Raw genomic sequence first — 23,281 nt, 5'->3', positions numbered from 1 at the left:
CGACGAGGGCTCGATCAACGTTTGATTTCGCGAATACGCAGCGATTTGGGAAACAGGAAAAGCGTCACCAGCACGCAAACTCCGCACACCGATGCGATCGCATAAAGCGCCGGCGTAATACTGCCGGTGACATCGATAATCTTTCCCACCGCGATCGGACTCACGATGCCACCCAGTTGACCGACGCAATTGATGACCGCGATGCCACTCGCGGCCGCGGAACCGGCCACGACTTTCGGGGGCAACGACCAGAACGTCGTGTAAGCGGTCAAGACTCCAGCCCCAACCAGGCCAAGGCAGGCAACCAGCGGAATCAGGCTGTTCTCGAAGATCGCGGAGCCGAGAAAGCCGATGCCGGTGGCCACCATGCAGCCCGTGAAAATCATGCGCCGGTCACCCAGACGATCTGCGAACGAGCCCACGAGAAACATCGAAATCGAGCCGAACAGATAGGGGATGGCCGTGATCGCGCCGACCAGCATGCGGTTTGAGATGCCGGCGTCGCGCACGATATGCGGGACCCAGAAGTTCATGCCGAAGGCGGCGATCTGCGTGAGGAACCACACCAGGGCAACCACCAGGAATGCCGGCGATCTCAGTGCAACGCTCAGCGAGCTTGCGCGGCTGGTTGCCGCCTCCAGGGGCTGCGCCGACAGCGCTTCGCGCAGATGACTCTTTTCTTGTGCGGAAAGCCACGCCACGTCCTCGAAGCGATCCTCAAGCCGAAACCACACGATCACGCCCAATACCACGCACGGTAATCCCCCAAGCAGGAACACCCAATTCCAGGCAGGCAATCCGCCCACTCCGTGGAAGTGCGTCAGGATGAAGCCGGAAAGCGGCGCTCCCAGCACACCGGACAATGCGACGGCTTGATAGAGCACACCGTACGTGCGTCCGCGCTGATGCGGCGGAATCCAGGTGCCAAGGTAGAAAAAGATGCCAGGCGTAAACCCCGCCTCTGCAGATCCAATGATGAATCGAAGCACGTAGAAGGCTGTTTCGCTTCGCACGAATACCATGGCCGCACTGGCCAGCCCCCATGTGATGAGGATACGTGCAAACCAGCGACGCGCACCAATCCGGTAAAGCATTACGTTACTCGGCACCTCGAAGATGATGTAGCCGATCACGAACAGGCTCGCTCCGAGCCCGTAGGCCGTATTGCTGAGCGGAAACGAGTGCTGCATGTCGTACTTGACGAACCCAATGTTGATGCGGTCGAACCACGCAAACAGCAGGCAGACCATGAGAAGGGGAACGATACGCCACTTGATGCGGGAATAAAGCTCGGGCGGCGCTGTCGCGATGCCGAGCTTGTCGTCACTGAGTAGGGTTTTCACTGCCTGTCTCCGAGGCGGACTATTATTGTTGGTTGCTGACCGGGTCAACGCGAAGCATGGTAGTCCCGGCGCTGTCCACGATCCAATGCCGAATTTGCTTGTGGGTATATCAACTGCTTATACATTCGACGCACGGAGTCCCGGTCGTCAAAATTGACCCTCATCGAGCACACTGGGACTTGTCCGCCTTGGGGTAACGAGGTTCGACCGAGTCGGTCTCGCGCAGCCGGCTACGAACCGTATTGCGCGACGGGGCGTCGCGCAATTTCTGGCCGCGGTACGTCTTGCGCAATTACATCCGCCCGACTTTGACCAGCATGCTCACCTTGATCGGCTTGCTATCTCCTGCTCGCTCGCGGTGTGCATGACGCTGCTGCATGCCAACTCCTTCACCCCCGTACAAGCATTTGTGCGCGCTGGGACAAGTCCGCGGAATTTCGTTCACATATTCTCGCGCTGGTGCGATGCAACAAGGCGTACATGGTGTGGGCCATTGTCATCTGCCGCTCAGGGAGTTCAGGGATGTATACCAATCTTGTCGATCATGGGCATCGAGTGCGGCGCGCGGGCAGTTTTGCCCGCCACTGGCGCGGGCTGGTTCTTGGCACCGTCAGTATGCTGGCGGTGCTGGTGTCGGGCCAGGCACGGGCCGCCGCGCCGGCGCCTGCCGAATGCGCGGCGCTCCAGGCGAAATACCCGCAATTCAAAGGCAAGACGCTGATCAACGCGATCAACCCGCACACGCCGGGCTACGAAGCGCTGGACCCGAATGACCCGAGTAAATATATCGGTTTCGACATCGACCTCGGCGACGCGATTGGCAACTGCCTCGGCTTCAAGATGACGTACAAGCCAGTCTCGTTCGCGGCGCTGCTGCCGACGCTGCAAAGCGGCCAGGCGGATATCGTGATCTCCGACATGTATGCGACCGAAGATCGCGCGAAGGCGGCGGACTTCGTCACCTATTCGAAGGTGTTCGACGGCGTGCTCGTCGCAAAGGGCAATCCGAAGAAGATCAGCGGCATCAACCCGACGATGTGCGGCACAACTGCCGCCGAGAACACCGGCTACGTTGAAGTGCCGCTGATCCAGAATCTTGCACCGGCCTGCAAGGCGGCGAACAGGCCGGAAGCGGCCGTGCAGCTGTATGACAACAACGCGAACGCAATCCAGGCGATTCTCGCGGGCCGCGCCGACACCTATATCAACGACGTGAACACGGTGGACCAGGCGGTCAAGGCGTATCCGACCCAACTCGAAAAGGCCACTGCCGTCACGCTGCCGTATTCGATTGGTATCGCCGTGCCGAAAACCAACCCGGCAATGCGTGCCGCCGTGATGGCAGCACTCGTCGCGATCCAGAAGGCCGGCATTCAGACCGACTTGCTGAAGAAGTGGTCGCTCGGCGTTGAAAATCTCGAAACCCCCAAGCTGGTTGCCTCGAACTAATGAATTTGTTTCTGCACTATCTCGGCATGCCGTATCTGCTGAGCGGCATCGGCTTTACGATCGCGGTCACGGCCCTCGGGCTGGCGGGCGGTCTGATCGTGGGGCTGGTGCTCGCGGGCATGCAGCTGAGCAAGGTGGGGCCGCTCGCAGCGATCGCGCGCGGCTACACGGTGATTTTTCGCGGTACGCCGCTGATCCTGCAACTCGTGTTCGCGTACGACGCGTTGCCGCACATCGGCTTGAAGTTGAGCGCGTTGGGCGCAGCGGGTCTCGCGCTCGCCGCGAACGAGGGGCCGTTCATCGCGGAGATCCTGCGCGCGGGTGTGCTCGGTGTCGACCGCGGGCAACTGCTCGCGGGGCAGGCGCTCGGCATGACGCCGAGCGTGCTGCTGCGCCGTGTGATCGCGCCGCAGGCGATCCGCACGATGATACCGGCGCTCGGGAACGAATCGGTCAGCGCGCTGAAGAACTCGTCGTTGGCTTCCGTGATCGCGGTCGACGAGCTGACCTTGCGCAGCACCCAGCTCGCGTCGTCGACGTTCGATTTCTTTTCGATCTTCTTCGCGTCCGGCCTGATGTATCTCGTACTGACCGGCGCGATCGCCGCGATCCAGTTGTTCGCCGAAACCGCGCTCGATCTCGATCGCAGCCCGTCTGGACGCTTTGCACGGCTGCTGCCGTGGCGCCGTGCCCGGATTGCGGCGAACCCACCCGGCGCGCACGCGCCGCCACGCGCCGATACGCTGCTCGAACCGGCTCCGTCGCCTGTGCTTATGCCCAACGCGCGCGACGGTCAGCGTGACGTTCACGCGGAACGCGCGCAGCGCTACGCGATGCTCCAGAAGCAGAGCGCGACGCTGCAGGTGAAGGGTCTGAGCAAGCGGTACGGCCAGCAGACCGTGCTCGACGGCTTCGACCTCACCGTGCGCTTCGGCGAGGTTATCGCGCTGCTCGGGCCGAGCGGCTCGGGCAAAAGCACGCTGCTGCGCTGTATCAATCACCTGGAGCAGTGGGATGCGGGGGAAATCCGCATCGCCGGCAAGCGCCTCGGCTTTCGGGTCGATGGTCAACCGATGACTCAGGGCGATCTCGCCAACGAGCGTGCGAGTGCCGGCGTCGGCATGGTGTTCCAGCATTTCAACCTGTTCAGTCATCTGACGGCGTGCGAGAACATCGCGGGGCCGCTGCGCTGGGTGCACGGCATGGCGCCCGCCGATGCCGAGCGCCGGGCGCGTGAACTGCTCGAACGCGTCGGCCTCAGTCATCGCGCCGACGCGTTGCCGCGCCATCTGTCCGGCGGCCAGCAGCAGCGCGTCGCGATCGCCCGCGCGCTTGCGCCCAATCCTCGCGTGCTGCTGCTCGACGAACCGACGTCCGCGCTCGACCCCGAACTCGTCGGCGAAGTGCTCGACGTGATCCAGCGGCTCGTGGACGAAGGCGGTCTGACGATGATCATCTCAACGCATCAGTTGCGCTTCGCCGATCAGGTCGCCGATCGCGTCGTGTTCATGAGCGGCGGCGCGGTGGTCGAACAGGGGCCTGCGCACGAAGTGCTTACACGCCCGCGCCATCCGTTGACGGCCCGATTCCTCAGTGTGATGGGCGCCGACGACCGGCTCGAAGTCGCGTCGTGACGGCACGCGCCATTCAGCATTGCCCGGCCCTTTGCGCCGGGCCCCTTACGAGGTTCGAACAACCATGAAGCACCATACTTTGCCTGTGTCGCCCGAAACGGTTCATTGGGGTTATTTCAGCAAGAAAGTCGCGCCCGCGTTGACGGTGCGCTCCGGCGACCGGATCACGATCGAGACGCTGACCCACCATGCGAACGACGATCACGAACGGATGGTCGCGGGCGACCCCGGCGCCGAAAGCGTCTTTCACTGGACCCGCGAGCACAAGGCCATGCCGCGCCGTGGCTCGGGGCCAACCGATGGACCGTTCACGCTCGGTTCCGGCGAAGGAGTCGGCGTGCATCTGCTGACCGGGCCGGTCGCGATCGAAGGAGCCGAGCCCGGCGACGTGCTCGAAGTGCGGATACTCGACGTACGCCCGCGGCCGAGCTGCAATGCGTGTTATCGCGGCCGCTGTTTCGGTTCGAACGTCGCAGCATCCTGGGGCTTTCACTATCACGATCTGATCGAGGAGCCGAAGCCGCGTGAAGTCGTGACGATCTTCGAGCTCGACACCTCGGGCGAGCCGTTCGCACGTGCGGTCTACAACTACGTGTGGACACCGCAGACGGATCCGGACGGCATCGTGCATCAGACGATCGACTACCCCGGCGTGCAGGTCGACCATTCGCTGGTCAGGAAGCGAGAGAACATTCTGTCGAACGTGAAGGTACCCGCCCGGCTGCATTTCGGCACCATGGGACTCGCGCCGTCGGAGCTCGACTACGTCAGCTCCAATCCACCCAGCTACACCGGCGGCAATATCGACGACTGGCGTGTCGGCAAAGGAGCGCGGATGTATTACCCGGTCGCCGTTGAAGGCGCATTCTTCTCGGTCGGCGATCCGCATGCGGCGCAGGGCGACAGCGAGCTCGGCGGTACCGCGATCGAGACCTCGCTGACCGGAGACTTCGAATTCGTGTTGCACAAGAAGAACGACCTGGGCGGCACCATCCTCGAAGGCCTCACGCACCCGATGCTGGAAACCGAAGACCAATGGTCGATGTACGGCTTCACCTTCCCCAACTATCTGGCGGAGCTCGGGCCGGCCGGACAGATCGAGGTGGCACAGCACGCGAGCCTCGACAAGGCGATGCGTGACGCGTTCCGCAAGCTGCGCCGCTTCCTGATGACCGTACACAGGCTGAGCGAGGACGAGGCCATCGCGCTGATATCGGTCGCCGCGGATTTTGGCGTCACACAAGTTGTCGACGGCAACTGGGGCGTGCATGGCTCGCTCCGCAAGAATGTCTTTGTCGGCGGCGTGGGGGGCTGAGCGTTCCCGTGCAGACTGCGGGCGCGGCGGACCACGTCGTGCCGGATGTGTCAGTGTGGTGCATGGGAGCGCTACTGGTGCACTCGACGAACTGTGGTGGCTCCGCACACACTACCGATCAGGGCGGGGGCCGTCGATGCAGTAGACGTGCGATGGCGCGAATATTGCATTCTGCGGTGACCTCTCCGCCTCCTGGAATCCATCCTGGAGCGGCGGGCGCCTTGTGACGTGTTCGCGCCAAGGCATCGACCTTGGAGTCCACTTGGATCTGCTGCGCTTTACTACCGAATCCTATCCGGAAGTTGAACGGCCTCGCGCCTGGCGGGAAGCGCTGGACAGGATGGGATGGCGCAGCGACGCGATTCCCCCTGCACGGACATTGCACGGGATGATCCAGGCTCAGCGGTCGATCGGCGGCTTCGATCTGAGCCTGTTGGCGTCCGCTGCGCAGACGCTCGAGCCGAATGCTGCCGACGGCGAAAGCGTCCTGATCGTGCTGCACCTTGACGGCTCGGCGATGCTGGTCGCCGACGGCCGACGCCAGCCGCTGGCGTTGAACGACCTCGTCCTTCTGCCGTCGCGCGAAGGCGCCTCGCTGGTTTTCGCCACGGATTTCCGCGCCCTTGTCGTGCGCATACCGCGTGCGGCGATCAAAGGGCGGCTTCTTGCGCCGGCGTCGATGGCTGCCGGGCGGATTGCCGGCGATACCGGCGTCGGACACGTGTTTTCCGGTTTTCTGGCGTCACTCGCAGAAAGCATGGATACGTTGTCGACCAACGAGTTGCGTCCGCTTGAAATCGTGCTGGTTGAGTTCCTCGTAGCGATTCTCGCGGCGCATCAGCGTGAAGCGCCGATCAGCGGGCTGACACCGTCACAGGCGGCGATCTTCTCGCGCGTCTGCCGCAGTATCGATGCGCGGCTTGGCGAGCCGAACATCAGTCTCGCGCTTCTCGCCGCAGAAGAGCGCGTCTCGCAGCGCTACCTGCAAAAGCTATTCGAAGCCGCCGGCCAGAATTTCTCCACCTATTTGCGGCTGCGCCGCCTGGAACGCTGCCGGGTCGAACTCGTCGATCCTCTATACGAAAAGACCTCGATCTCGGACATCTGTTTCCGTTGGGGTTTCAACGATCCCGCACATTTCAGCCGTGCGTTTCGCGAGCAGTATCACACCTCACCGCGCGCCTTCCGTGAGGAAGCGAGCCTTGATCTGGCCAGGCATCTGGTGCGGCGCATTTCGCGCGGACTGCCGTTCAAAACGGAAGCGCTGCTGCTCCATGCGCAAGGCGCCGCACACGCCAGCGCGCAAGCAGCGCCGCAAGCAGCGCCGCGGGAAGCAACGCTCGAGGATGGCGGTACGGTCGTGACCAGCACCCCCGTCGACACACGGACCGATTCCACGAGGGGCGTTGCCCGTCGGCGGGCCAAGTCGCGCCACCATCTGTTGCGTGCGACGGCAAACACAGTGCATTGGGGCTATTTCTCGCACGACCTGAAACCCGTACTCGAAGTCGACAGCGGCGATACCGTGACGATAGAGACGCTGACGCAGCATGCATCGGACGACTGGGCGCGCATGATTGCCGGTGACCCAGGCGCCGAAAGCGTGTTCCATTGGACTGCCGAGCGCAAGAACGTGAACCGGCGCGGTGCCGGACCGCTCGATGCATCGATCTACGGACGCGGAGCCGGCGAAGGGTTCGGGGTGCATATCTGCACCGGTCCGATCGCGGTACGCGGCGCCGAACCGGGCGACGTACTGGAAGTCAGGATTCTCGATGTGCGTCCACGGCGCTGCGCAAATCCGCAATTCAGCGGGCGCGCGTTCGGCAGCAATGCGGCCGCGTGGTGGGGCTTCCATTACCGCGAGCTGTTGACCGAGCCAAAACCGCGCGAAGTTGTCACGATTTATGAACTCGACGCCGAGCCGCAGCCGCACCACGGTCCGCCCTATGCGCGTGCGGTCTACAACTACCGCTGGACACCGCAGCGCGATCCATTCGGCGTGGTGCACTCAACGATCGATTATCCGGGCGTCCCCGTCGACCATTCGACGATCGAGGAAAACCATGGGATCCTGAAGGGCGTGAAGATCCCCGTGCGCCCGCACTTCGGCCTGATCGCGGTCGCGCCGCAACAGGACGGCCTCATCGATTCGATCCCGCCGTCCGCGTTCGGCGGCAACCTCGACAACTGGCGCGTCGCGCAGGGCGCGAGCGTCTTTCTGCCGATTGGCGCTCCCGGCGCATTGCTGTCACTCGGGGATCCGCACGCGTCGCAGGGCGATTCGGAGCTATGTGGGACCGCGATCGAATGCTCGCTGACCGGCGACTTCCAACTGATCTTGCACAAGAGAGCGACGCTTGCCGGTCAACCGTATGCGGATCTTACGTATCCGCTCGTCGAAACACCCGAAGAGTGGGTGCTGCACGGCTTCAGCCATGCAAACTATCTGGCTGAATTCGGCACGCATGCGCAGAGCAAGGTCTACGAGAAGCCGACGCTAGACCTCGCAATGCGCGACGCGTTCATCAAGACACGCCGCTTTCTGATGACGACCAAGGGTCTCACCGAAGATGAAGCTATCTCGTTGATGTCCGTTGCGGTCGACTTCGGCGTGACACAGGTTGTGGATGGCAACTGGGGTGTGCATGCGATCATCCGCAAGGCCTTGTTCACGGGCTAATCAATTTGTGATGGGTTCGCTATGGCGCGGCCGGGCGTGGTACGCGCCCGACGCTTTTCTTTGTTCATGGAGTAACAGCAGATGGATTTATCAACGAAATTCTGGATGGTGGAGGGCGCGCCGACCCCGGTCGGTCCCTTCTCTCATGCAACCGAACAGAACGGCTGGGTGTTTCTCACCGGCCAGATGCCGACATCGCCGGACGATGACAGCGCACCGCTTCCAGAAGGCGTTGCCGCACAGACGACACAGGTAATGAACAATCTGGTCCTCGTGTTAAAGGGGATCGGGCTTGGCCTCGAACATGTCCTCTCCGTGCGGATCTTTCTGACCGAGTTCAAACGAGATTACGCGACGATGAACGCGGTCTATGCTGCCTGTTTCCCGCCTGGGAAATTGCCGGCGCGAACCTGTATAGGCGTGACTGGATTGGCGCGCGACGCGCTCGTCGAAATTGACTTTATTGCTCGCAGGCCGAATTCAGCTGCCGCTTGATACTTGAATTGCCCCAGGGATTCCGAAGACTTTTCTGTTGAAGTCCCTGGCACAAACGCATGTGTATGCGTGAGTTGCTGGCGGCGGGTCCTTTATCCTCATAGTTGTTGACCGCGGCCAGGAACGGTATCGACCTCGCGGATGTGTTGAAACCCCTTCCTCACTAGTTGTCCCGCATCGGTATCGAATCAACCGACCCAGTCGCCAGCGCCAGCGCCGCCGCGGCGGATAACGCACTGCTGTAACTATCCGCGTCCGCGTTCTTCGCCGCGAGCAATTGGTTCTGGGCAAGCAGCGCGTCGGTGACTGAGCCGACCCCGTGTCGATACGCATCGAACGCGGCGTCATACGTGGTCTGCGCGGCAGCCAGCAAGTCCCTGGCGGCAGCTTGCGCGGCAAGGCTCGTCTGCAGCGTATTTTGCGCAGCCACGATTTGCCGGACCGCTTCTTCACGGCTTCGGGTAAGACGGGTCGACGCGCTGTCGGCATCGTTGCGCGCCTGCGCGAGCACCGCCGATCTCAAGCCGCCGTCATACAGCGGAATCGTCACGCCGACGATCACGCTGCCGCCGTAACGGCCGCCACTCAGGTTCACCGTCGGCAATTGCTGACCGACCGCCGGAACCGCCGAAATCGACGAGCTGCCGGTGTTGTACGCGCCCGTCGCCGAGACGAATACTTTCGGCATGAAGTCCGATTCGGCCGCCTTCACTTTCGCCAGGTTGACCCGTTCGGCCGCGTAGGCGCTCAACACATCCGGGCGCCGCGCGATCGCGCTCGACACGATCCGGTCGATCGAGTCGCTCGTCGACGCCGGCAGCGTGTGCGCCGGCATATCTGCGATTCTGGGCTTCGACAGCGGAGAAATGCCCATCGCGGCGATCAGCGCGAGATAGCTGTTGCTCTCCACCCCCTGAGCCTGGACGAGCGCGAGCCTGGCCTGCGCGCGATTCTGATTGGCCTGCGCCACTTCGATGACGGTACCGACGCCGTGCTTGTAGCGCGACTGTGCCGCGGCCAGGATCGCCTCGGCGTTGTCGAGGCCCTGGCGCGTGGTGGCGATGCGGGCCCGCGCGGCCTGGTACGCGTAGAACGCGACACTGGTGTCGAAGATCACCTGCTGGTGGACCGCGGTGAAGCCGATGTTCGCCATCACCGATGCCTGCGACGCGGCTTCGAGACGGGCGGCGCGGCCGCCGAAATCGAACAGCAGCCATTGCAGCGCGACCACGGAGGTGGTGCCGTGTCCTGTCGCGCTCGCCGACGAATCGCCGGGCACGGAGGTGGAAGAATTATGAAAACCCGCGTACTGGCCCATCGCCGCGACCGATAGTTGCGGAAGATAGGCGCTCTTCGCGATGCCGGCCGCGAGCGCGACATTGCGCGCGTCGTTCCAGGCGATGCGGGTCAGCGGGTTCGCCGACTCAGCCAGGTCGATCAGCTCGGGTAGGCCGTATGCGTGCTCCTGCTCTAGCGGCGGCGGCGGCGGCACGGCGGCGAGCGCGGGATTCGCGGGCAACTGGTAGCTGCGTGCCGAGGCTGTTGGGTTGGCTGGAGCCGTCGAGTTAGCTGGGTTAGCCGAACCAGCCGAACCAGCCGAACCAGCCGAACCAGCCGAACCAGCCGAACCAGCCGAACCAGCCGAACCAGCCGAACCAGCCGGCCCCGGCACAATGGCGCCGGTCGCGTCCGTCTGCGGTTGCCACGGACGGTCGGGGCTGTCGGGCGCCATGTCGGTGGATGACGTGGCGCATCCGGCCAAACCCGCCGCGACCAGGATCGCCACCGCGAATGGAGGCTTAAGCCGGCGCATGACGTGTGAGTTCCTTCGCCGCGTCATTCGACGCAGCGTGTTCAAGTTGAGTGAGGCGTGCATCGCCGAGGTTAACCAAAGCGGTCCGTGCGCTGTCGTCAGCGGCTGCGTTTCGCCCAATCGTATTGGGTGTGACTGGCAAAACGGGGTCCCGCTTAACCGGCAAAGGCGGGGTCTGTGCAACCGGCAAAGGCGAGTCCTGCGTGACCGGCAGAGGCGACTCCGCCGCATCCGGCACAGGCGGCTTCCGCGCATTCGACAAAGGCGAGGCCTGCGCAACTGGCAAATCTGAATCCCCCGCGACTGCACCGCCTCCATCCGCGTTCTCAGCAGGCGCTAGCGCTAGCGGCAACCCACCCACGACTCGCCCGAGCCAGCCATCAATCACAGCATCGCCCGGGCGCCGTTCTGCAAGCAGAAACATTGGGCCTTCGAGCGCATCAAGCTTGGCCAACGCGCTGCGGCGTTCGGCGATCCAATGCGATGCAGGGCGAACCCACGACGGCTCGTAGTGCATCAGCGCGAGGTCCTGTTCCAACGCGCCGCACTGCGCCATGGCACTCGCGGCCTGCGCCCGCCGCGTGACGGCATCGGGCAGCGCCACCAGCCGTTCCCATTGCTGCCGTAGCGCGGCAAGCCCGGTGTCGACGCGCTCGGCCACGCTCACCGGCCACACGCGAGTGAAAACCAGATAAACGACCACATTGCCGATCAGGATCCCGATCGTGCGATCCCGCGCGATCGTCAGATCGTAGCCAGGCGCCGCGCCCTGCAACACGCACATGAAAAACACCAAGGCGATCTGGAACCCGGCATAAGCAATCCGCGGCGAACCGAAAGCGACCCATGCCGACAGCCATGCACCCACCAACACGAGCGCCATCAACCCGATGACGGACGACAACACCGGCACCACGAACAGGATCGCCGCGACACCCAGGAGCGCGCCGACCATACACCCGGCGATCCGCAGCGTCATCTTCTCGACGGTCTCGGCGGTGGTGCCGAGCGACACCATGTAGACCGTGATGAAGCAGGTATGGATGCCCGGCCAGTCGATCTGCGAATAGAGCAGATAGCAGAACATCGCCGCCACGGTGGTCTTCAGTGCGTAGCGGACGTGATCGGGATTGGTGAATGCATCCGGAAGGAAGAACCCGCCGCGCTTACCGTCGGCCGGCGGCTCGGTATTGGCTTCGGCGTGGGCTTCGGGGCGTCCCTTGGCGCGGGCTTCGGCGTCGGCTTCGGCGCGTCCTTCGGCACGGGTTTCGGGGCGGGCTTCGGCGCGTCCTCCGGCACGGGCTTCGGCGTCGGCTTCGGCGTGTTCTTCGGCACGTGCTTCGGCGCGTCCTCCGGCACGGGCTTCGGCGTCGGCTTCGGCGCGTCCTTCGGCACGTGCCTCGGGGCGGCCTTCGGCACGGGCTTCGGGGCGGCCTTCGGCACGGGCTTCAGCGCGCCCTTCAGCACGGCCTTCGGTTTGAATCACGGCTTCAGCCCCCACCGCGACCTCGCTTTCAACCACGGCAAAGCGGACGATCGCATCGTGCAGATCCTCGACGACGATATGCGCGAGCGGCATCAGCCCTGTCACGGCAGGCAAAGTGAGTTCGATGTCGACCGGATAGCCGCCGGCCTCGAGCATGCGTGCCATGTTTTCCAGCGTACCGGCGATCGGCCCGACGAACGATGCCGGCAGCCGTGCCGACGGTTCGTGCACCGAAAGATCGGCCGCGACCAGGATCGCCAGCGTTGACGACACGGCCTGCCGCAGCGGGGCGACATCGGCACGTCGCGACGATCCGTCGACCACCGAGAGCTTCAGCCACGTGCCGATGTCCGCCTCCCCTTCGCGCAGGCACGCGCTGAGCGCGTCGCCCGTCGACTCGGGTTCGGCCAGGCCGCGCGCGGCGAGCCGCAGGCGCCTCGCCAGTTCGCGGCCCGCCAGCTTGCGCGGCGACGGGGCCACTAACAGATTGACGCCGATCGAGATGCCGATCGGAATCGCGACCATCAACCACGCGTAGAGCAGGGCGCGCGTCGCCGCTTCGCCGAACGGCGCCATGCCGAGTTCGTCGAGGGCAAAGCCGACGATCATCGCGATGATCGCGCCCACCGGCCGCAGCTTGCTCGCCGACGTCACGAACAGGAAGCCAAACGACAGCACCGTGATGCACGCCACCCGCCAGAGCGGCTCGTCGAGCGCGAACACGGCCACCACCATGACGAGCCCGACGACCAGCGTGACCAGCACCAGCAGCGCCGAGCCCAGCACCACGCTCAGCACCCGGTCGGGCCGGTTCAGGAAGAACACGACATAAGCGGAGATGGCTGCTTCCGGCGTACCGTAGGCGTTCGTCACGAACGCCGTCAGCGCGCAGATCAGCGCGATGCGGGCCGCCATCGCCGCGCGCCCGGGATAGGGCGCAAGCAGCTTCAGGATGTCGGCGGGGCCCGGTCGGGCAAGATCACCGGCAGGCTGCGCCATGCCGGACCTCGACTATCGCGCTCGCACCGATCCGCACCAGCCGGGCGGCCGGCGCGTCGAGCCGCACACGCACAGGGAAGCGCTGGGCAACCCGTACCCAGTTCACGGATTGCTGCACGATCGGCAAGGTGCGCGGCAGATTGATGCGGTCTGAATCGGCAACACCCGCCCCGATGCCGACCACTTTGCCGTGAATCGCCTGGTTCCGGTCGATCATCGAATAGACAGTCGCACAATCACCTGGCTGGATCCGCGCGAGCGCCCCTTCCCGGAAGTTGGCGACGGCGAACCATTCGTCCGCGTGCACGAGCGTGAAGATCGACTGATGCGGCGCAACCGTCTCGCCCGCCAGCACCGAGAGCCCCGTGACGAAACCATTCTGCGGCGCGCGCACGACGCTGTCGTCGAGGCTGTGCTGCGCGAGCGCGAGTGCGGCCTCGCGTGCATGGACGACGGCGACGGCGTCCGCCTCGTCGCCGATCGTCTGCGCGCTTGCCTGCTTCTGCGCCTGCGCCTGCTTGAGCGACAACGCGGCATCGCGCTCGGCGACCTGCGCCTGATCCAATTGCTGGACCGGCACATAGCCCTTCGCCACGAGTGGCGTGAGCCGCTGCACGGTGCGCGCTGCCAGCTCGTAGTTGTGTGCCGCCTTGCCGGTCTGGTCGCCGGCGATGGTTGCATTGGCACGCTCGCCGACAATCGTCCTGCGGCGTGTTTCGAGCGCCGCGCGGGCCAGTTCGAGGTCGGCCTGAGTCTGCGCGACCAGGAGACGAAATGGTACAGGATCGATCTCGAAGAGCACGTCGCCTTTGGCGACCCGCTGGTTTTCCTGCACCGCCAGCCTGACGATGCGGCCGCCGACCGGCGACGCGACGTGCACGACATCGGCATCGATCGTGGCGTCATCCGTTGACGGAAAGCGGGTGGTCCGGTCATAGCCGTAAATGGCCGCCGCGATGCCAAGTAAAACAATCACGCCCGCGATCACGCGGCCTTTGACAGAAGCCTGGCGCTTGCCGGCAATTTTCATAAGAGCTGTCCTGTTCCCGAAAGCCAGAAGAGCACCGCGACCGTCAGGCCGATCGCGACGCAGACGGAGAGCTGAAACGGGACGATCTGCGCCCACCCCGTGGACACGAAGATTCGATGCGCAATGAGTGCGCCGACGAACCCGACTAGCGCGCTCACCAACCAGAGCGGAAAGTAGGCGCCGGAGATTTCATACGACGGCGCGCCGCGCAGCGTACATCCCTGCAAGGACAGGCTCAGCGCAGCGATGGCCGGAAGGTGCCGTGTGCGGTGCATGATTGAGGCGCAGGCGCTGCTTTGATTGGGCATAAATGGCATGGCAGCGTGGCGAATGGAAGCGAGGAAGTCACGGGCACTTTACCAGCGCAGCAGTTTCGTTTCGACGTTTTCCATTGGCAGCACGAAACTTTATCCGCGGAGCATCGTCTGTCTGGTCCGATCGTCAATGAGATCGGCTCACCGGCGCATGGATAAATTCGTACCCTGGTTGAACGCTACTTGCCGGGGCCGGAAGTTCTGAGTGGAAAAACAAACATGGCGGCAAGCAGACCGAGGGCTCCACCGAGAAGCGTCTCCCAGGCGCGTGCCGCAAGCAGGGGGATTGAGTGCACGCCGCTTGCCGCAAGCGTCACGATCAACGTAAAGGCGAACGCACCGCAAGCGATGTCGTAGCGCTCCGGCAACGCCATCGCATAGACGATCATCGCGAGTGCGGCTGCAATCCAGATCAGGAGCGGTGCATGCTCTGCAACCGGCAGACAGGCGAGACCTAACGGAACGCCAACCATCGTCCCGAGAATCCGGCGACGCACACGCTGTATGGTGCCCGTCGCCGAGCCCGCGACGACGTAAGTGCACGCGGTGATCGCCCAGGCCGATTCCTCCAGACCGATCATCCCGTTCAGAACGACGATGACCAACGCGCCGATCGCCGCCTGCACTCCCATGAAGAACTCCGGCGACCATCTCCCTGCACCCGGTGCTATGCCGGCGGCGAGTGCAGGCAGGGAAACGGGCCGCTCCGCAGGGCCGCTTAGCACGCGTGGCACGATCGACGCCAATGCCGCGATCAACGCGGCAATCGCGATAGCCCACAAATCAGCCGTCGTCAGGTGGGCGCTGTAGGCGAATAACTCGCCCAGATAGATTTGCGATCCGATTCCGGCGCCAAGCACGCCGAACCGTTTCAGATAGCCGACCAGAAACGCGCCGGTCACCAGCATCAGTTCCGGTCCTGCCCGGCCCGCAAGTTGCAATGGTCCGAAACAAACCGCGAACAGCGCCGCGCCTAACCCGGCAGCCAAACTGAGCAGCAGGAGATCCCGGCTCGACTCGGCGCGCGTCGTTTTGCCCTCGGACACACTCGCCCAGAGTGCGAAGCTGCCGGCAAGGTAACCCAGCGAGACGTTGCCTGGCACGCTGTGGGCAATGTCCTGCAGTGTCCCGAGTGCCGCCGCGATACCGTACGCCGTCACGAGCCGCAGCCCTTTGATTCGACGGTGCGTGCCGGGGTCGAGCTGGTCCAGCCATCGGTTGATTGCCGCGACAGGCCGCAAGATTTCCCGGAGAAATTTTCTACCCTCAGTCGCGGCGTCTGGCGGGTTGTCGTTCATGGGGTCTCCGCGTTCTACGCGTTGTCTCGCGAGGCAGATGCTCGACAGCGGCTCAAGACGGCTAGTTGCCGTCTCCAACGAGCCACCGGTAGTAAGCGTTGCCCGGATCCGTGCGTAAGGCGTCGCCGATGTCCTGCGCCCACGCATCCCGATCGCCTTTATAAGCATCCAGTCCGGCCGCATAAAAGCTCTGCAATGCGCCGCGCGAGTTCTCCATGGCGGTGCGAAACGCGTCGTCGGCGCCCTGCAACGGCGGCTCGGTGTGAAGCGCGAGCAGGTGGGCCAGCGTCGTCGGAAATGCGTCGTGGCGAACCCATGGGGCGTACTCGATGCGAGGCTGGTCGTCCGTGACCGCTTGAGCGTCGGCGGCGTAGTACGCGAGGCCGGCACGATCAGTGATCCAGGTGGCCAGCAGCGCTGCCGGCGACGCGATACCGACTTCGCGCAGTGCCGCGGCGACCTGCGGTTGTGCAAAGCGCGCCTGGATTCGCGGCACGTCCAGTTCGAGCGGCTGCATCGAACCCACCAGCATCATCTCGTGCAATTCCGTGGTCCACAACGCGGCATGCGGAAACACCTGGATAAAGCTCTGGATCAGCGCGCGCGTGTCCTGTTCATTTTGCGTCGGCAACGGCAGCCATTGCGCGACGATGCCGCCTTGCTCCAGGCGCGACGCCGCCAGCCGATAGAAGTCCGACGAGTACAGATTCACAACCCCCGCGGCCGACGGCGGCGGCGGTTCGAGCGTGATCAGATCGTAGCGTTCGGCGTTGCGCAATAGTTCGCGCCGGCCGTCGCGCATCCGGATGTCCATGCGGGCATCGGTGCTCATGCTGTAGTTGCCCTTGAACTGCGGCGCGGCGCGTACCACGGCCGGCAACAATTCGGCGACCGCGCGGCGTTCCAGCCCCGGCCACGTCAACAGCGCACCGCCGGTAATGCCGGTGCCCAGGCCGATGACCAGCGCCGTGCGCGGCGTGTCGCGGTGGATGAGCAAAGGCAGCAGGGCTTGCAGGCGCATGTATCGCAGCGAGGCCATCGTGTCGCCGGAGTTGGAGACCCCCTGGATATAGAGCCGCCGGAATTGTCGCTGGCCGGCGTTTTGTTCGACGACCGCCACCGTGCCGCCCGTGCTCTCTTCGTAGAACGTGAGATGACCGCCGCGCGATTCGGCGAGCAGCGTGGCGAGCCGGTCCGATGGCGTTACGAACACGGTGATGAGCGTCAGCACGGCAAGAACAGGCACGCTCCAGCGCGCGAATGGCCGCACGTCCGAGCCGCGCAGCACGGCGATCAGACTCACGGCGCCCGCGACGACGGCAAGCGCGGCGAGTGTGTGAACGAGGCCCAGCATCGGCACGAGCACGAAACCGGTCAGCAGGGTCCCGGCGATCCCGCCGACGGTATTGAGCGCCACGACGGCACCGACATCGCGCCCTGTGTGCCGGTTGTCCACGTTCAAACGTAACGCGAAGGGGAACGCCGCGCCCAACAGCAGCGTAGGCACGAAGACGACGCATACGGCCGCTACCGCGAAGCCTGCGCACATGGCGCTCAGCAGGCTGTCGGTGGCGCCGAGCACGGCTTCTCGCGCGAGGCTTTGCCAGTGCGGCAGCCAGTTGCCCAGCACGGCGATCTCCAGCAGCGCGACCAGTCCAGCCGCGACGATCAGCGTCGCGAATGCGCCCCATGGATCGCGCGCCCGATCGGCGTAGCGCGACGCCAGCGCGCTGCCGAGCGCGAGGCCCAGCAGATAGGTGGCCAGCACCACGGCGAAGGCAAAACTGCGCGTGCTGATGAATTGCACGATCACCTGCGACCACACCACCTCGTAGCCGAGCGCGACGCCGCCGGCGATCGCGTAGAGCACGAGCGCAAGGCGGCCCTTTGAGACAAGCGTGTTGCGTGCGATGTCGGTGCGAGGCGATTGAGAGGAGGCGTCGCGCGCGGTCCGCACCGCAGCAGCCGAGGAGGACGCGTCGCGCGCGGTCCGCACGGCAGCAGCTGAGGAGGAGGCGTCGCGCGCGGTCTGCATCGCAGCAGCCGAGGAGGACGCGTCGCGCACGGTCCGCACCGTAGCAGCGGAAGAGGACGCCTCGCGTGCGTTACGCGCCGCAGCATCCGGGGAGGATGTGTCGTCCGCGGTCCGCACCGCAGCGACCGGGGAACGCGTGTCATGCGCGATGTCCGCCGTAGACTGCGGCGAAGCGACGCTCGATGAGGTTGACTCATCTACCGCCAGCAAGGCCTGCTGCATGCGTCCAGGTAGGGCGGCAACAAGCGCCGCGCCGGCGTTCAGCACGGCAGCGGCGCAAGCGCTGCCGAACACACCGAGCCACGGAATCAGCACAAAACTCGCCGCCAATGTGCCGGCAATCGCACCGGCCGTATTGGCCGCATAGAGCCGGGCGCCGGCGCGGCCCAGATGGATGGCGGCGGGGCACAGCGCGCGCATCAGCACCGGCAGCGTGCCGCCCATCAGCACGGCAGGCAAGCCGACCAAACCGAAGGGCAATGCCCAGGCCAACAGTCCGATCCGATCTTGCAACGAGGCAAACGGCGCCGCGGCATGCGGCAGCAGCCACGTGCTGGCGAGGGCCAGCACCAGCACGCCGGCTTCGAGCAGCGCATAGAGGCGCAAGGGCCGTGCAAGCCGGTCGGCGAGTCTGCCGAAGACCCAGCCGCCGATTGCAAGGCCCGCGAAAAACGCGCTGACGCCGGTGGTGACGGCTTGCACCTCGACGCCCACCACCAGCGCGAGCTGCTTGATCCACAACACCTGGTAAATCAGCGATGCGCCGCCCGAGGCGAACAGAAGCAGCAACGGCCAGGCAATCGGCAGGCCTGGGCTGGCAGCTTCTTTCTGGGGTTCATGCACGTGAGCATCGTCGCGACGCTGTGCGCGTTCATGTGCACGGCGCTCACGGCGTGAGCTTTTGGCACGGTTGGCCAGCGTTTGGGTCATGGAGTGAATGGTGAGGGGGAGGGTGTCGATAGACCTGAATGGGCTTGACGCGGTGTGCAACGCAACGGCATCCGGAAGTTGCGCCCGCCGGTCCCAGGCCGGCAGGCGCAACCGCGCGACGTATTACTCGAGTCCGCGCTTCTTGAAGGACTCGTCAATCTTCTTGTCGACCTGCCTGCGCACGCCATCCACGCTGAAGCTCGCGGGGCGCTGGCTCGGCGGATAGGTGACGAAGGTCTGCAGGAACGCCGATGCTTTCATCGTCGCGATGCCATTCAGGTAGACGTTCTTCGTCAGCCAGTCGTTGTACTGATCGGAGGTGATGTCCGCCCGTTCATAGGGATCCATGCGCAGGTTGAACAGCTTGGGCAGACGCAGGCAGACGAGCGGGTCCTCCCAGATATTCAGATTGCCCTGGGCGCGCTGTTCGCAGAACACTGCCTTCCAAGCGGTGCCGTCCTGATCCCAGCGCATCGCCACCAGATCTCCGTCGTCGTCGAAATAGTAGAACTCGGTTCGTGGATCCTTGTTTGTCTGCCCGGTCAGGAATGGCAACTGGTTGTAGCCGTCAAGGTGATTCTTGAAGCTGGCGCCGCCCGCCTTGGGCGCCCAGCCCTTGAGGAGCCGGTCCTTCACGCCGGTGTCGCCCGCCGCGGCGAGCAGCGTCGGGAACCAGTCGAGCCCCGAGATCATCTCATTGGACGTTTCGCCCGGCTTGATATGTCCCGGCCAGCGGATCATCGCGGGTACACGGAACGCGCCCTCCCAGTTGGAGTCCTTTTCGCTGCGGAAGGGTGTGGTTGCTGCATCGGGCCACGTGAACGCATTCGGCCCGTTGTCGGTCGTGTAGATGACGATGGTGTTTTTAGAAATATTCAGATCGTCGAGGAGCTTGAGCAGTTTGCCGACGTCCTGGTCGTGCTCCCACATGCCGTCGGCGTATTCGTTGCCGGGCATGCCGCTCTTGCCTCTGAACTCGGGCCGCACGTGCGTAAACACGTGCATGCGCGTGAAGTTCATCCAGACGAAGAACGGCGTGCCGTTCTTGACCTGCTTGCGGATGAACTCTTCCGCATGGGCGCCGGTTTCGTCGTCGATGGTTTCCATGCGCTTGGCCGTGAGCGGGCCGGTGTCCTGAACCTTGCCGTCCGAGGTGCTATGAATCACGCCGCGCGGCGAGAAGTTCTTCACGTATGGGTCGTTCTTGTCCTTCGGCCAATAGGGACGCTCGGGTTCTTCCTCGGCGTTCAGGTGGTACAGGTTGCCGTAGAACTCGTCGAAGCCGTGGTTGGTCGGCAGGTACTCGTTCTTGTCGCCCAGGTGGTTCTTGCCGAATTGACCGGTTGCATAGCCGAGCGGTTTGAGCGCCTGGGCGATCGTCATATCGGTCTTTTGCAGACCGACCGGTGCGCCCGGCGCGCCGACCTTGGAGAGCCCCGTACGCAACGGCGACTGGCCGGTGATGAACGACGAACGCCCCGCCGTGCAACTGTTCTCGGCGTAGTAGTCCGTGAAGATCATCCCTTCGTTGGCCACGCGGTCGATGTTCGGCGTCTTGTAGCCCACCACGCCGCGCGCGTAGGCGCTGATATTCGCCTGCCCGATATCGTCGCCGAAGATCACGAGGATGTTCGGTTTGGATGAATTCTTAGCGGCGGGCTGTTGCTGCGGCGCGCTGGTGGCCGGTGGCGCCGCCGGTTTCGCCGGCGCCTGAGTCTGCGCGGGCGCGTTGATGGAGGGAAGAATCAATGCGGCGAACGCGGCCAGCGCGACCACTGTCGCCCCGGCTGCGTAGCGCCCCTTGCGCAGGAACATTCTCATTGTGTCGCTCCAATGGAGTTGACTTCGGTTCACCCGCTACGCGTTCCCTGCGCACGGGGTTGCCTCGTCGCGGCCGCAACCTGCGCGCGGCTCGCGCTCTCCCGCGTCCGCTTACTGCTTCGGCGCGGGATAAATGGTTTGCCAGTCGTCCTTCATGCTGACCACGGTCCAGCCGTCGACGATCGCTTCATCCCACGCCTTGTCGAGCTTGCCGATCTTCGAGGTGCGGTCGTACGCGAATTCGCGTACTGCATCGTCGTGATGCACCAGCAAGGCGAGGTGCGGGCCGCTGCCGGACGCGGTGTACTGCAGCATCTGCAGATCGCCGTCCGAATTGCCGAACGCGAGAATGGGTTTGCGGCCGATGTTCCGATAGATGCCGACAGGTTTGCCGGGACCGTCGTCGACGAAATCGAGTTTCGGCAGGCGCACCAGCGCGGCCTGACCGTCATGCATCTGGTATTGCACGAGCTGGCTCGAGCCGATCACCTGCTCGGGCGGAATGCCATACGCTTTCTCCGCCCACGGGCGCATGAATTCGATGGTGCCGCCCGACACGATGAAGGTCTTGAAGCCGTTGGCGCGCAGGTAGGCGAGCAACTCCAGTTGCGGCTGATAGACGAGCTCGGTGTAGGGGCGGTTGAATTTTGGATGCCGGGCGCTGGCCAGCCAGTCGCGGATGGTCTTGTCGTAGTCGTCCACGGTCATGCCGCTATTGGCGACGGCGACCAGTTGCAGTACCTGTTTCTGCTGGCTCGCCAACGCGGCGTAGTCTTTGGCAACGAGTGCCTTGAAAGCCGGATTGTTCTTCCACTCCGGATGCTTCGGCGCCGCCGCTTTCACCTGGTCGAGCATGAAGGCGAACTGGAAGTACAGCGGCTGTTCGCTCCACAGCGTGCCGTCGTTGTCGAACACGGCGATGCGCTCGGCCGGCGGGACGAAGTTCGGCGAGCCTGCACGGGTGACGTCGGCGACGAATTTCTCGATCGTTTGTTTGGCCGCTCCGTCACGCCAGGACGGCAGCGCGGCGGTCGAACTGACTGCCGCGGGCGGTGATGGTGCGTCCGTAACACCAGGCGTCGTGCAACCGGCGGTGCCTAGCGCGACGACGAGCGCGACGAGAGCAGCGCCGAACGCCGACCCGAATGTCGACCGGGATGCAGACCCGGATGCAGACCCGGATACCGACTTGAATACAGGCGCACCCGCAGCGCGGATCGGCCCCGCAGCCTGCTCTGGCCATCTTGGCTCACAGCTCGAACGCATCCAACCTCCATTCCGATTGCACAATTCCATGACCCGCGAGCGACACGCGCGCGGGAGAAACGGGACCAGCTCGAAAGGGCAGAGCGCCCTAGCTTCCGTCTGCGTCGGCGGCGCGGGCCGATGCCTGACGTGCAAGCGGTTGCTTCCAGGTGTCTTCGTCCATCACGAGACGAAAGCCGAGATGCGACATGCTGTTGTAGGGGTCGGTGCCGCGCCGCGCGCTTGGACGGTAGCTCAGGCAGTAATCCTCATTGCAGAGGAACGAGCCGCCGCGAGTGACGCGCTTGGGGGCGTCGACAGGGACACCCTGGTCGGCCGGATCCCACGAGTCGCGTGGGCCGACCGGATTGTCGATCGTGCTGGTGCTCACCGCTTCACGCCGGAACTGGTCGGCGCGATACCAGTCGGCTACCCACTGCCAGGCGTTGCCGGTCATGTCCGACAGCCCATAGCCGTTCGCCGGAAAAGTGCCGACCGGACTCGTGCCGAGTGCCCCGCCCGCCTTCGGGCTGACCACCGGGAATGACTGCACCTGTTGGCCCTGCCAGACGTTGGCCATCTGCTTGCCGTTCGGCGCGAACTGATTGCCCCAGGCGTAAGTGGCCTGTTCGAGCCCGCCACGCGCGGCGAACTCCCATTCGGCTTCGGTAGGCAAGCGTTTGCCGGCCCATTTCGCATAAGCCTGCGCATCTTCGTAGGAAACCTGAACGACCGGATGATCGTCCTTGCCGATGATGTTGCTGTCCGGTCCCGTGGGATGCCGCCAGTTCGCGCCAGGCACATAGCGCCACCACTGCGAATAGTCTTCCAGCGGCACCGGACGGTTCGTGCCGACGAACACCATCGCCCCCGCGACCATTGCGCTATCCGGCGGGCGCGGCGTGCCGGGCGGCAATTGCACCTTCAAGGTATCCCAATCAGGTTTCTTCTCGGCGGTGGTGACGTAGCCGGTTGCTTCGACGAATTTGCGGAATTCGGCATTGGTGACGTGATGACGGTCCATCCAGAAACCGTGCACACGCACCTTGTGGGCGGGGCGCTCGTTGGGCTGCGCCTGCTTCGAGTCGCTGCCCATCAGGAATTGTCCGCCGGGAACCCAAGCCATGCCGAGCGGACCATGCGTCCCGTCGCCATAGACAACTTGCGGATGAGGTTGATTATGTGAGGTGACAGCCCAGCTGACCGCCGCGCCGACGCATGCGGGAAGCATGACGAGAAGCCCTCCCCACAGGAGTAGCTTGCGATAGCGCGCGGCGGGCGTGCCTTTAGCGCGAGCATCCGTTACCGTGCTACGTTTTCCTGAATTCATCATCCCTTCTCATACACGGGTGAAGCGGCAGTCCCTTTAGCAAGCATGGGCCGGCTCCCTT

General features: G+C 64.3%; 14 protein-coding genes and 1 pseudogene. 5 read left to right on the top strand and 10 right to left on the bottom strand.

Annotation, left to right across the window (positions count from 1 at the left end; all coding sequences use genetic code 11):
- Nucleotides 1-14 precede the first annotated feature (14 nt).
- Nucleotides 15-1,343: an MFS transporter gene (locus P0D84_RS33500; protein WP_408343803.1), complete on the bottom strand. Its 1,329-nt coding sequence runs from the start codon at nt 1,341-1,343 to the stop codon at nt 15-17.
- Between the two features lie 522 nt (nt 1,344-1,865).
- Between P0D84_RS33500 and P0D84_RS33495 the strand changes: the two genes are divergently transcribed.
- The 5 genes and pseudogenes from P0D84_RS33495 (at nt 1,866) to P0D84_RS33475 (ending at nt 8,919) form a co-directional block, all read left to right on the top strand.
- Nucleotides 1,866-2,792: an ABC transporter substrate-binding protein gene (locus tag P0D84_RS33495; protein ID WP_408343801.1), complete on the top strand. Its 927-nt coding sequence runs from the start codon at nt 1,866-1,868 to the stop codon at nt 2,790-2,792.
- Entirely contained in the window at nt 2,792-4,426 is a 1,635-nt protein-coding gene (locus tag P0D84_RS33490) for an amino acid ABC transporter permease/ATP-binding protein (protein ID WP_408343799.1), read from the top strand. Before P0D84_RS33495 ends, P0D84_RS33490 begins: the two co-directional genes overlap by 1 nt.
- Before the next feature lie 67 nt (nt 4,427-4,493).
- Nucleotides 4,494-5,741 (top strand): annotated as a pseudogene (locus tag P0D84_RS33485) (acetamidase/formamidase family protein); the annotation flags it as partial.
- Between the two features lie 262 nt (nt 5,742-6,003).
- Nucleotides 6,004-8,424, top strand: coding sequence for an acetamidase/formamidase family protein (locus P0D84_RS33480; RefSeq protein ID WP_408343797.1), 2,421 nt, complete (start codon nt 6,004-6,006; stop codon nt 8,422-8,424).
- A gap of 81 nt (nt 8,425-8,505) precedes the next feature.
- Complete coding sequence (locus tag P0D84_RS33475) at nt 8,506-8,919, top strand: RidA family protein (RefSeq protein ID WP_408343795.1); 414 nt, start codon at nt 8,506-8,508, stop codon at nt 8,917-8,919.
- A gap of 163 nt (nt 8,920-9,082) precedes the next feature.
- Here the strand turns inward: P0D84_RS33475 and P0D84_RS33470 are convergent, their stop codons facing one another.
- The 9 genes from P0D84_RS33470 to P0D84_RS33430 form a co-directional block, all read right to left on the bottom strand.
- Nucleotides 9,083-10,732 (bottom strand): TolC family protein, encoded by a 1,650-nt coding sequence (locus P0D84_RS33470; protein ID WP_408343793.1) that lies wholly within the window; start codon nt 10,730-10,732, stop codon nt 9,083-9,085.
- A complete protein-coding gene (locus P0D84_RS33465) occupies nt 10,719-13,217 on the bottom strand; it encodes an FUSC family protein (protein WP_408343791.1) in 2,499 nt (832 codons plus the stop codon). The genes P0D84_RS33470 and P0D84_RS33465 overlap by 14 nt, the downstream gene beginning before the upstream one ends.
- Nucleotides 13,198-14,247 (bottom strand): multidrug transporter subunit MdtN, encoded by a 1,050-nt coding sequence (mdtN, locus tag P0D84_RS33460; RefSeq protein ID WP_408343789.1) that lies wholly within the window; start codon nt 14,245-14,247, stop codon nt 13,198-13,200. The genes P0D84_RS33465 and mdtN overlap by 20 nt, the downstream gene beginning before the upstream one ends.
- A complete protein-coding gene (locus tag P0D84_RS33455; protein WP_408343787.1) occupies nt 14,244-14,522 on the bottom strand; it encodes a hypothetical protein in 279 nt (92 codons plus the stop codon). The genes mdtN and P0D84_RS33455 overlap by 4 nt, the downstream gene beginning before the upstream one ends.
- Before the next feature lie 218 nt (nt 14,523-14,740).
- Nucleotides 14,741-15,859: an FUSC family protein gene (locus tag P0D84_RS33450; protein ID WP_408343785.1), complete on the bottom strand. Its 1,119-nt coding sequence runs from the start codon at nt 15,857-15,859 to the stop codon at nt 14,741-14,743.
- Between the two features lie 61 nt (nt 15,860-15,920).
- On the bottom strand, nt 15,921-18,824 hold the full coding sequence (locus tag P0D84_RS33445) for a fused MFS/spermidine synthase (protein WP_408343783.1): 2,904 nt from the start codon (nt 18,822-18,824) through the stop codon (nt 15,921-15,923).
- A 123-nt stretch (nt 18,825-18,947) separates the two neighbouring features.
- Nucleotides 18,948-20,645 (bottom strand): arylsulfatase, encoded by a 1,698-nt coding sequence (locus P0D84_RS33440; protein ID WP_408343781.1) that lies wholly within the window; start codon nt 20,643-20,645, stop codon nt 18,948-18,950.
- A gap of 111 nt (nt 20,646-20,756) precedes the next feature.
- A complete protein-coding gene (locus tag P0D84_RS33435) occupies nt 20,757-21,911 on the bottom strand; it encodes an HAD family hydrolase (RefSeq protein WP_408343779.1) in 1,155 nt (384 codons plus the stop codon).
- A gap of 88 nt (nt 21,912-21,999) precedes the next feature.
- On the bottom strand, nt 22,000-23,223 hold the full coding sequence (locus P0D84_RS33430; RefSeq protein ID WP_408343777.1) for a formylglycine-generating enzyme family protein: 1,224 nt from the start codon (nt 23,221-23,223) through the stop codon (nt 22,000-22,002).
- Nucleotides 23,224-23,281 lie beyond the last annotated feature (58 nt).

The sequence above is a fragment of the Paraburkholderia sp. RL17-337-BIB-A genome (assembly GCF_046025895.1).
Classification (GTDB): domain Bacteria; phylum Pseudomonadota; class Gammaproteobacteria; order Burkholderiales; family Burkholderiaceae; genus Paraburkholderia; species Paraburkholderia fungorum_C.
The sequence above is the reverse complement of the archived record's forward strand: the minus strand, read 5'-3'. Positions and strand labels throughout refer to the sequence as shown.